We start from the raw sequence: 10,906 nt of genomic DNA on the forward strand, positions 1-10,906 counted from the left end.
CCCGAGACGACGACGGACCGCGGACCGTTGACCGCAGCGATCCCCACCTCACCGTTCAGCAGCGGAAGCACCTCGGCCTCCGCCGCCTCCACCGCCACCATTGACCCACCAGCAGGCAACGCCTGCATCAACCGACCCCGCGCGACGACGAGTTCCGCAGCATCCGCCAGGGAAAGGGCACCCGACACGTGCGCGGCCGCGATCTCACCGACCGAGTGACCGACCAGGAAGTCCGGACGCACACCCCACGACTCCACCAACCGGAACAACGCAGTCTCCACCGCGAACAACCCCGCCTGAGCGAACATCGTCCCGTTCAACAGACCAGCATCCTCACCCCACACCACCTCACGCAGACTCGCACCCAACCGGGCATCCAACTCCGTGAGCACCACATCGAACGCCTCCGCAAACACCGGAAACGCTTCGTACAACTCGCGGCCCATACCAAGCCGCTGCGCACCCTGACCCGTGAACAGGAACGCAGCCTTGCCCGCCGGCCGCACCGACCCCCGCACCACCGACGCCGACACACCCCCCTCGGCCAGCGCGGCCAAACCCTGCAGCAACTCCTCGCGGTCCGACGCCGGGACCACCGCGCGATGCTCCAGCACCGCACGCGACACCACCGACGAAAAACCCACATCCAACAGAGAAGAAGAAGCGTCCAGCTGCTTCAGCAGCTTCCCGGCCTGCGCCGACAGCCCAGCCTCGCTCCGCGCCGACAACACCACCGGGACCACCGGCAGTTCAGCCGCAGCAACGACCTCCGGCTCCTCCACCGCCGGAGCCTGCTCCACGATCACGTGCGCGTTCGTCCCGCTCAGCCCGAACGACGACACACCCGCACGCCTCGGCCGATCCCGCACCGGCCAAGCACGCGACTCCGTCAACAACTCCACCGCACCCGCAGCCCAATCCACCTGCGGCGTCGGCACATCCACATGCAACGTCCTCGGAAGCACACCGTGGCGGATCGCCTGCACCGCCTTGATCACACCACCCACACCCGCAGCCGCCTGGGTGTGGCCCAGGTTCGACTTCAACGACCCCAGCCACAACGGATCGTTCTCAGCCCGACCCTGCCCATACGTCGCCAGCAACGCCTGCGCCTCGATCGGATCACCCAACCGGGTCCCCGTCCCGTGCGCCTCCACCAGATCCACGTCGGTGGCGGTCAGCCCCGCGCCCTCCAGTGCCGCGCGGATCACCCGCTGCTGCGACGGACCGTTCGGAGCCGTCATGCTGCTGGAGGCGCCGTCCTGGTTGATCGCGCTTCCCCGGACGACCGCAAGGACCGGGTGACCGTTGCGCTGGGCGTCCGAAAGGCGCTCCAGCATGAGGACGCCGACACCCTCCGAGCAGCCGGTGCCGTCGGCATCGGCGGCGAAGGACTTGCAGCGGCCGTCCTTCGCCATGCCCCGCTGGTGGCTGAAGTAGAGGAACATGTCCGGCGTCGGCATCACCGTGACGCCACCGACGAGCACCATCGAGCACTCGTCGGACCGCAGTGCCTGAGCACCCAGGTGCAGGGCCACCAGCGACGACGAGCACGCCGTGTCCACCGTGACCGACGGTCCTTCGAGGCCGAGAGTGTAGGAGACGCGACCCGATACGAGGCTGCCACCGGTCGTGGCGGCGGCCTCGGTGCCCAAGGCGTAGTCGTGGTACATGACGCCGGCGAAGACACCGGTCCGGCTGCCCTTCAGCGAGAGGGGATCGATCCCCGCACTCTCCACAGCCTCCCAGGACGCCTCCAGCAACAACCGCTGCTGCGGATCCATCCCCAACGCCTCACGCGGCGAAATCCCGAACACCCCGGCATCGAAATCAGCCGCGTCATACAGGAAACCACCCTCACGCGTCACCGTACGATTCGGCTTCCCCGGCTCCGGATCGTAAAGCCCCTCCACATCCCACCCACGATCCACCGGAAACCCCGACACACCGTCCCGGCCCTCCGCCACCAGATCCCACAACTCATCCGGAGAACTCACACCACCCGGATAACGACACGCCATCCCCACGATCGCAATCGGCTCGCCACTGGACTTGCGTTCCGCGGCAGCGAGCCTTTTGCGCATGTCGCGCAAGTCGGCTGTCGCCCGGCGCAGATACTCGAGAAGTTTTTCCTCGTTACTCACCGAGCATGCCCTCCTGTGTCATGACGTTCAGCGGACCGCGGACCCGAGCGAATGGCGGAATCAAGAGAATGAAGAGTGGGGCCACTCGGAAAATTACGGTGCCGACGGACCTGTTGCCCACCCCTTAGTCGTGCCCGGGGTCCCCACAATCGGGCCCCTGCCCGACCCCCGGTCACCCCAGAGCCGGGTGGGGTCATGGGACGGTCCCGGTGGGCGGCGCACGGCTGACCGGGGTCCCGTCCGACCGTCCTCACCTGCGAGGGAGGGCGCGGCCACGAGCGGCTTGCGCCACGCCCGCAGCCGAGGGCGGCTTCGGCACGGCGCCTTCATAGGGGCGGGTAGGGGTACTGGTCCGGCCTCGCCGGGACTACCGTCGGGGCCCGGTACCCCATTCCTGCCGGGCATGTGGGCGGCCGGCTGTTTCCCGTCTCCGTTCCGGCCCGTCCATTCGTTTCCGCACTGCCACCCGCCGGGCGGTCTCCTCGGTACTTCCGTCGCTGCCCGCAGGAAGTTCTGTGGCGGGGCGCCGGTGCGGTCCGGCGATCCCGGAACAACCATCCACCCCTTCGCGCCTGAACCGGAGTCATCATGTGGGATGAGCAGTTCGATATTCTCCTTCGGAAGCAGATGTCCTTCCTCCCGCCGGACGAGCCGATCACCGGCGACATGGAAATGCGTGAATTCGGTCTCGACTCACTGGGCATGATCGAGCTGCTCGCGGGCCTCGAATCCGCTTACGACGTGCACTTCCGCGACGAGGCGCTCTCCCTGGAGATATTCAAGACCCCGGACGTTCTCTGGGACTCGCTGCAACGTCTGCGCTGAGGGTCGCGACCATGCATAGCGTCCCGGCCCTGCGCCTGCGGGAGGGCGACCGGGCCCGGCTGGAGGCACTGACCCGCATGTCGACCGCGCCGGCCGGGCTCGTACGGCGGGCGCGGATCGTGCTGCTCGCGGCGGGGGGTGTCTCGAACACGGAGGTCGCCGCTGTGCTGCGCGTCTCCCGCCCGACCGTCCTCAAGTGGCGTACGCGGTACGAGGATTCGGGCATCGAGGCGTTGGGTGATCTGCCCCGGCCGGGGCGCCCCGCGACGGTGGACGAGGTGGCGGTGCTCGTCGCCACGCTCTGCGACCGCGGTACGCCTCCGGCCCGGCTGCGGGCGCCGTACTGGTCGTCGCGGCTGCTCGCCGGCGAGTTGGGGATCGCCCACTCCACGGTGGCGCGCGTGTGGCGCAAGTGGGGGGTGCGCCCGGAACGCCCCGAGACCTTCCAGGTGCCCGCCGTGCCGCCTCTGCCGCCCGGCGCCCATCGCGGTGTCGTCGGTGTGTGTCGCGCGGCGCCGTGGAACGCCGTGGTCCTGCGGGCGGACGACCGGCCGGGGCACCGGCCCGAGGAACGGCTCCGCCCCCTGCTGCTCGACCGGGCCGGGCCGGGGGCCGACAGGGCCTCCGCGCCGGCCACCTTCCTGAACCTCCTGGACGCGGTCGCCCAGGCCCATCCCTACCCGAGGCTGCACGTACTCCTGGACGGGAACGGAGCGGCGCGGTCCAGGGACGTACGCGAGTGGCTCGCGAGGAATCCCCGGGTCTCCCTGCACCACGCACCGGCCACCCGCTCCTGGGCCGACCTCACCGAGTTCCTCCTGCGGGTCGCGGGCCCGATGCCGCGTCCCGGTGCGCCCGAGTCCGCCCCGGCAGCCGGCCGGCCGCCGCACACCACCGCCGACACCGCGTCGCCGCGCCCGCTCGCCGAGATCCGTCGAGGAACCCCGTACGAGCCGCTCGGCGGTCCGGTGTCCGGCGGGGGACTCGCGGGCATCGAGCACCGCTCCACCTCATCCATCCACCGCCATCCGGGGAACACTCATGGACCAGACGTCGGCCCACGCCCTCTATGACCGCTTCCTGCGCGGACTCGCGCGGTCCCCGCAGGGGGTCGCCATCCGTGTCGGCGACGCCTCGCTGACGTACCAGGAGCTGCATGACCGGGCGCTGACCTGGGCGGGCTCGCTGTTGGCCGCGCTCCCGGAGCGTCCGGCCGCGGTGGGCGTGCTCGCGGGCAAGGGCCTCGACGCCTACACGGGCATCCTGGCCTGCCTGTTCACCGGCGTGCCGATGGTTCCCCTGCAGTCCTCCTTCCCGGTGCTCCGCACCCTCGGGATGCTCGAAGCGGCCGGGGTCGAGGCGCTGATCGTGGACGCCGGGGCAGCCACGGCGCTGGAGAAACTGCGTGCGGAGGGCGTCACGCTCCCCGCCCTGCTGGACGGGACCGCGGACGGAGCCGACGGGGTGGTCGTCCCCGATCCGGCGGCACGTCTGGCGCGGCCCCGCCCGGTCGCACCCGACGACATCGCCTATGTGCTCTTCACCTCCGGTTCCACGGGCCGGCCCAAGGGCGTGCCGGTCACGCACGCCAACGGCGCGCACTACTTCGGCCTGCTCGACGCGCGGTACGACTTCGGTCCGCACGACGTGTTCTCCCAGAACTTCGATCTGAACTTCGACTGCGCGATGTTCGACCTGTTCTGCGCGTGGGGCGCCGGCGCCACGCTGGTGGCCGTTCCGGCGGGCGCGTACCGGGATCTCCCCGCCTTCGTCGCCGAACAGGGCATCACGGTCTGGTTCTCCACCCCCAGCGTGATCAGCCTGGTCCGTCGCACCGACCAGCTGGCGGACGGCGTTCTGCCCTCGTTGCGCTGGAGCTTCTTCGCGGGCGAGGCGGTGACCTGTCAGGACGTGACGGACTGGCAGCACGCGGCGCCGGGTTCGGCCGTCGAGAACCTGTACGGCCCCACCGAACTGACGATCACCATCACCCGGCACCGCTGGTCGCGTGAGACGTCGCCCGGGATCTCGGTCGCGGGTGTGGTCCCGATCGGTCCGGTGCACGCGGGGCACGAGTGGATGCTGCTCGGCTCGGACGGTGAACCGGACGCACTGGAAGGCGAGTTGTGTGTATCCGGTCCGCAGCTCACCGCCGGGTATCTGGACCCGGCCGATGACGCGGGCCGGTTCCTCGACCGGGACGGAGTCCGCTACTACCGGACGGGCGACCGGATCCGGCTGGGCGAGGGCGGGCAGTTGCTCTACCTCGGGCGGCTGGACCAGCAGGTACAGGTTCGCGGCGTGCGGATCGAACTGGCAGAGATCGACGAGGCGCTGCGCCGGTGCCCGGGGGTGGAGGACGCCGTCGCGGTACCGGTGCCCTCCGAGCAGGGGATCACGCTGGCCGCGTTCCACACCGGGGAGCCCGTGCCGCCCGTGGCCCTGGCCCGTGAGCTGAGCCGCACGCTCCCGCGGGCCGTACTCCCCCAGCACTTCTTCCACATCGCGGAATTTCCGCTCAACACCAATCGGAAGATCGACCGCCGGGCACTGCTGCACCGCGCACAGGAACTGCTCGGCCGAACGCACTGAGGCCTTGGCGCGACAGGGCTCCGGGGCCCGCCCGGCCCTGCATGAGTACGCGACACGCCAACGCGTACCTGATACGCTCAGCGTGTTACGTACTCAGGGTCATGACGGTAGGAAGGCATGGACGTTTGCCATGACAGAAATCAAGCCCCGGGCGGGGCTCAAGGAATGGCTCGGCCTCGTGGTGATCGTCCTGGTCACCCTGCTGATCGCCATTGACATCTCGGTACTCGGCTTCGCGATCACGCCCATCAGCGAGTCGCTGAAGCCGAGCGCCACCCAGCTGCTGTGGATCATGGACATCTACAGCTTCGTGCTGGCCGGTGCTCTGATCACGATGGGCTGGGTGGGTGACCGCTTCGGGCGGCGGAAGCTCCTGATCATCGGCGCCCTGGTCTTCGGTGTCGCGTCCGCGCTGGCCGCGACGGCGGACACCCCCGAGATGCTCATCGGCTCGCGCGCCCTGCTGGGGCTCGGCGCCGCGACGCTGACCCCGACCTCCCTGGCCCTGATCCGCAACATGTTCCACGACTCAAAGCAGCGCAAGTCGGCCATCGCCGCCTGGAGCGGCACTCTCGCCACCGGGGCGGCCCTGGGCCCGGTCGTGGGCGGTCTGCTGCTGAACAACTTCTGGTGGGGCTCGGTCTTCATGATCAACACCCCGGTGATGGTGCTGGTGCTGATCCTGGCCCCGATCCTGCTGCCCGAGCGGCGCGACCCCTCGCGCGGCAAGCTGGACGTGCTCGGCGCGTTCCTGTCGATCGCGGGCATCATGCCGTTCATCTACGGCCTCAAGGAGCTCGCCGTCGACGGCTGGTCCCGCGAGTCCGCGATCTGGGCCGGTGTCGGCGCCGTCCTGCTCATCGCCTTCGTGCAGCGCCAGCGCATGACGGCCCACCCGCTCATCGACATCTCGCTGTTCCGCTACGGCGGCTTCACCGGGGCGATCCTGACCAACCTGATGGTGATGTTCTCGTTCATGGGCGTCAGCATCCTCACCAACCAGTACCTGCAGATGGTGCTGGGCATGACGCCCTTCCGGGCGGCCCTGTGGTCCATGGCGGTGATGCCGGCGATCGGGATCGCGGTCGGCCTCGTCTCGGCCCTGTCCCGCAAGGTCAAGCCGGTCTATCTGGTCGCCAGCGGCATGCTCGTGATGGCCGTCGGGTTCGGGGTGCTCAGCCGCCTCACTGTGGAGTCGAACGTCGCCGTCCTGCTGGTGGGTGTGGGCCTGATGGCGGCCGGCATGACGGCCTCGAAGACACTCACGGCGGAGATCGTCGTCACCTCCGCACCGAAGGAGCACGCCGGATCGTCCACGGCCACCTCGGAGACGTTCACCGAGTTCGGCAGCGCGTTCGGCTTCGCGGTGATCGGCAGCATCGGCTCCGCCATCTACCGGCACGACATGAACGCGGTGAACCCGGCCGGTCTCGGCGGCGAGGCCCTGGACGCGGTACGCAACACCATCGGCGGCGCCGCAACCGTCGCCGCCCAGCAGCCGGCCGCGATCGGTGCCGAGCTGCTCGCCACCAGCCGCGAGGCCTTCACGCACGGTCTCCAGGTGGCAGCGCTCTCCGGTGCCGCCGCCATGGTCGTGGTGGCGGCGATCGTCGCCGTACTGCTGCGCAAGGTACCGATCGAGACGGGCGAGCCGATCGACCCGTACGACATCGACGCACCGGCGACGGTGCCCTCCCCCAAGCGCATGCAGCCCACCGCGGGCTGAGGCGCCGGACGCGAAGGAAGGGGGCTGGTTCCCCACCCGGCCGGGTGGGGAACCAGCCCCCTTCCGCATGCAGGTGCGGTCCGCATGCCGTCCGTACTGCTTGCTCCGCCGGCCCCGGCCGCACCGGCACACCCCACGTGTCCACCGGCCGGGCCTTCGCGGTCCCGGCCGGTGGACACGTCAGGTGAGCGGCTTCTCGCCGTTGCGGATGCGGACCAGCACGTCGATACCGTCCAGGACGCGCTGGAGCCCGAAGGTGAAGTCGTCCTCGGGCTCGTCGAACGCCCCGGCCTCCAGCAGCTCGGCGAGAGCGGGGAACGACGCGGAGTCGGCGTACTTGGCCAGCGCGCGGCCGTAGTTGGCCATCAGGTCCGCCTCGCTGATGTCCTGGGTGACGACACCGAGGGACATCTGCACGTTGTTGCGCACGTACCCGATCATCAGCATCATCACGGAAAGCTTCTCGTCCGGCCGCAGCGCGGTGCCGCCCAGGGTGCGCAGGCCGCACTCCAGCCAGCTGAGCTGGCCCGGCTCCAGGGGCGGTCCGCTGACCGAGATCTGAAGCATCCAGGGGTGCCGGTGGAAGACCTCCTGGAAGGCGCGGGCCCACTGCTCCAGTCCGTCCCGCCAGTCCCCGTCGGCCGTGTCGATACGGGGCGGGGTGCCGTAGGCCATGTCCAGCATCAGCTGTCGCAGCTCGTCCTTGCTCGACACGTGGCGGTACAGCGACATGGTGCCGAAGTCGAGGCTCTTGGCGACACGGGACATGGACAGCCCGGCAAGACCGTCGGCGTCCGCCGACTCGATCGCGGCCGTCACGATGCGCTCGACACTCAGACCGGTACGCGCGGTGCGCTGTTCCCGGTTCCGCAGTTCCCAGAGCACCGCGATGCTGTTCGGCAGGCCGATGCCTTCCGAGCTCGTTCCTTCACCAGTAGTCATCTCGTGCCTGCCTTCATCGGAAGCCTTCCCATGCGTATCACGCACGCATAGAGCATCGTATACGCCTCGGGTCCGCCGTACGCGGAGCCGGTGTGAGACCGGGGTGGGGAGACGGTACGACACCGCACGCGGTGGCGTACCGGGCGGTTCCCGCCCGCCTCCCGGTGGGGGCGTCAGACGCCCGCCGCCGTGGCGGCCAGCTCCGCCGAGGGCCGGCCGAGCAGCGTCCGGCACTGCCTCAGGCCACGGGCGCTGTTCCAGCCAAGCCCGCCGACGAGGATCCCGTCGCGGTGGTACGCGGCGACGAACTCCCGGTCCTCGGTGGACCCGCTGATGATCTCCGTCCGTGCGTCCGGAGGGCACCAGCCGACGGTCTGGATCTTCTCCCCGAACTGATGGGTCCAGCCGAAGGGCACGGGGGTGTACGGCCGCGCGCCCTCGTCACCGGCCAGCAGGTTGGCGACGACCGCCATGGCCTGCTGGGCGGCGTTGGTCCGCTGTTCGAGCCTGACCCGGGCTCCGGCCACCATCGGGTGGGGCCAGTTGGCGACGTCGCCCGCCGCCCACACCCCGGGGGCGGCCCGGCAGTAGGTGTCGCACAGGACCCCGTCCCCCAGGGGCAGTCCGGAGTCGGCGAGCCAGTCGACGGCGGGTACGGAGCCGATCGCGACGACGACCAGATCGGCGTCGACTACGGTGCCGTCCGACAGCAGGACCCCACGGACCGCGGTGCCGTCCCGGGCCATTCCCACGACATCCGCGCCGAGAACGAGCCGCACCCCGTGGTCGCGGTGCAGTCCGGCCACGAGCCCGCCGATCTCGGCTCCGACCTGGCGTGCGAGCGGCTGGTCGTTCGTGTCGATCAGCGTCACGTCGAGCCCGGCACCGCGCGCCGTGGCGGCGATCTCCGCCCCGAGGAAGCCTGCCCCGATCACCGCCACCTTGGGTCCGGCCAGGAGCGCCTCGCGCAGGCGGACCGCGTCGTCCAGTGAACGCAGGACATGGACGCCCCGCAGACCGTCCCCGTACGGCAGCCTGCGCGGCCGAAGTCCGGTCGCGATGATCGCCGCGTCGTAGGGCAGCCTCTCGCCGGTGGAGAGGGTGACGGTGCGGGCGGCCTGGTCCAGGCCGGTGGCCCGGCAGCCGAGTCGCAGATCGGCATCGACGCCGGCCAGCACGTCCTCCTTGCGCAGCCAGGTGCTGGGCGGTGCCCAGTCCTCGCTCAGCAGTTCCTTGGAGAGGGGCGGCCGGTCGTACGGCGGATGGCGCTCGTCACCGACGAGCGTCAGCCCGCCCTCGTAGCCCTTGGCACGCAGCGTCTCCACCGCGGTCAGTCCTGCGGCCGCCGCGCCCACGACGACTATCTGGTTCAGCACACTCGCTCCTCGTCTCCGGTCGGTGCTCACGTGAACGCCTGGTGCCGGTCCCGACAGGGCTGCCGGGACCGGCCCTACGCTTCGCCGTCGAGAATGTCGAACAGCTCGTCCGCGGTGGCGGCGCTGAGGTCATCCGCGGGGGTGTCGTCGCCGAAGAGCGTGCAGCGCAGGTGCGTGGCGAGCTCGGCGGCGGAGGGGTAGTCGAAGATCAGCGTCGGCGCGAGCCGGCAGCCGGTCACCTCGCCCAGGCGGCTCCTGAGCTCCAGAGCCGTCAGCGAGTCGAATCCGATGTCGAGGAATCCGCGCTCGGCCGGGACCGCTTCGGCGCCCGAGTGCCCCAGAACGGCGGCGGCGTGACCGCGTACCAGGTCCAGCAGGGCCTGCTCCCGGTCCTCGGTGCTCAGCCCGGTGAGACGGGCGACGAGCACGGCGGGGTCTGCGCTCTTCGTGCGGTTCCGGACCACGGGTCCGGCCTCGGTGGGGACCATGTCCCGCAGAAGGGAGTGCAGCGCGCCGGGCTTGGACTTCAGGGTCGCCACGTCGACGGCGAGCGGCACCAGCGCCGGCCGTCCGGAGCGCAGGCCGGCGTCGAAGAGCCGGAGCCCGTCGGCCGGGGCGAGAGCGGGCAGGCCGCGTGCCGCCATGAGACGGGCGTCGTCGTCGATGGCCTCGGTCAGGCCGGTGGCGACGTCCCACAGTCCGTACGCAAGGGAGGTAGCCGGCAGACCTTCGGAACGGCGGTGCACCGCCAACGCGTCCAGGAACACGTTCGCCGCCGCATAGTTCGCCTGACCAGCAGCCAGAACAGAACCACCCGCCGACGAGAACATCACGAAGAAAGCCAACTCACGCCCACGCGTCAACTCATGCAAATACCAGGCACCATCCGCCTTCGCACCCAGCACCCGATCCAACCGGGACCCGTCCATCGACCCGACGAGGCCGTTGTCACCCGCACCCGCCGCATGCACCACACCCACCAGATCCGCACCCACACCCTCCAACAGACCCTCGACCGCGCCACGGTCGGACATGTCACACGCCACCACCGACACCTCAGCACCCAACCCACGCACATCAGCCAGCGACTCCTCGATCCCCGGAGTATCCGCACCGCGACGCCCAGCCAGCACCAAACGCCGCACCCCGCGCGCCTCCACCAGATGCCGAGCCACCAAACCACCCAGACCACCCGTACCACCCGTCACCAACACCACACCGTCACCCACACCGTCCGGGAGCTCCCGCGCCGTGTCACCCGCACCCACCTCGACCAGCCGCGGGACCAGCACCTCACCCCC

8 protein-coding genes are annotated in these 10,906 nt (G+C 70.2%); 4 read left to right on the forward strand and 4 right to left on the reverse strand.

Translation table 11 applies throughout. From position 1 onward, the window contains the following. A partial coding sequence (locus tag ABT025_RS38290; protein WP_351003340.1) for a type I polyketide synthase occupies positions 1-2,144 on the reverse strand: 2,144 nt, incomplete at its 3' end. A gap of 627 nt (positions 2,145-2,771) precedes the next feature. Between ABT025_RS38290 and ABT025_RS38295 the strand changes: the two genes are divergently transcribed. The 4 genes from ABT025_RS38295 (at position 2,772) to ABT025_RS38310 (ending at position 7,287) form a co-directional block, all read left to right on the forward strand. Beyond that, entirely contained in the window at positions 2,772-2,969 is a 198-nt protein-coding gene (locus ABT025_RS38295) for a phosphopantetheine-binding protein (RefSeq protein WP_351003341.1), read from the forward strand. A gap of 11 nt (positions 2,970-2,980) precedes the next feature. Next, positions 2,981-4,042, forward strand: coding sequence for a helix-turn-helix domain-containing protein (locus ABT025_RS38300; protein ID WP_351003343.1), 1,062 nt, complete (start codon positions 2,981-2,983; stop codon positions 4,040-4,042). Further along, on the forward strand, positions 4,011-5,561 hold the full coding sequence (locus ABT025_RS38305; RefSeq protein WP_351003344.1) for an AMP-binding protein: 1,551 nt from the start codon (positions 4,011-4,013) through the stop codon (positions 5,559-5,561). Before ABT025_RS38300 ends, ABT025_RS38305 begins: the two co-directional genes overlap by 32 nt. A 130-nt stretch (positions 5,562-5,691) precedes the next feature. Continuing rightward, positions 5,692-7,287 (forward strand): MFS transporter, encoded by a 1,596-nt coding sequence (locus tag ABT025_RS38310; protein ID WP_351003345.1) that lies wholly within the window; start codon positions 5,692-5,694, stop codon positions 7,285-7,287. Between the two features lie 180 nt (positions 7,288-7,467). Here the strand turns inward: ABT025_RS38310 and ABT025_RS38315 are convergent, their stop codons facing one another. From ABT025_RS38315 to ABT025_RS38325, 3 genes are all read right to left on the reverse strand, one after another. After that, positions 7,468-8,229, reverse strand: a complete 762-nt coding sequence (locus ABT025_RS38315) for a TetR/AcrR family transcriptional regulator (protein WP_351003346.1) — start codon at positions 8,227-8,229, stop codon at positions 7,468-7,470. A 173-nt stretch (positions 8,230-8,402) separates the two neighbouring features. Then, positions 8,403-9,605: an NAD(P)/FAD-dependent oxidoreductase gene (locus ABT025_RS38320; protein ID WP_351003348.1), complete on the reverse strand. Its 1,203-nt coding sequence runs from the start codon at positions 9,603-9,605 to the stop codon at positions 8,403-8,405. A 74-nt stretch (positions 9,606-9,679) separates the two neighbouring features. Then, a complete protein-coding gene (locus tag ABT025_RS38325; RefSeq protein WP_351003349.1) occupies positions 9,680-10,897 on the reverse strand; it encodes a beta-ketoacyl reductase in 1,218 nt (405 codons plus the stop codon). Positions 10,898-10,906: the final 9 nt, after the last annotated feature.

Source organism: Streptomyces sp. NPDC002809 (genome assembly GCF_040295435.1).
Lineage (GTDB): Bacteria > Actinomycetota > Actinomycetes > Streptomycetales > Streptomycetaceae > Streptomyces.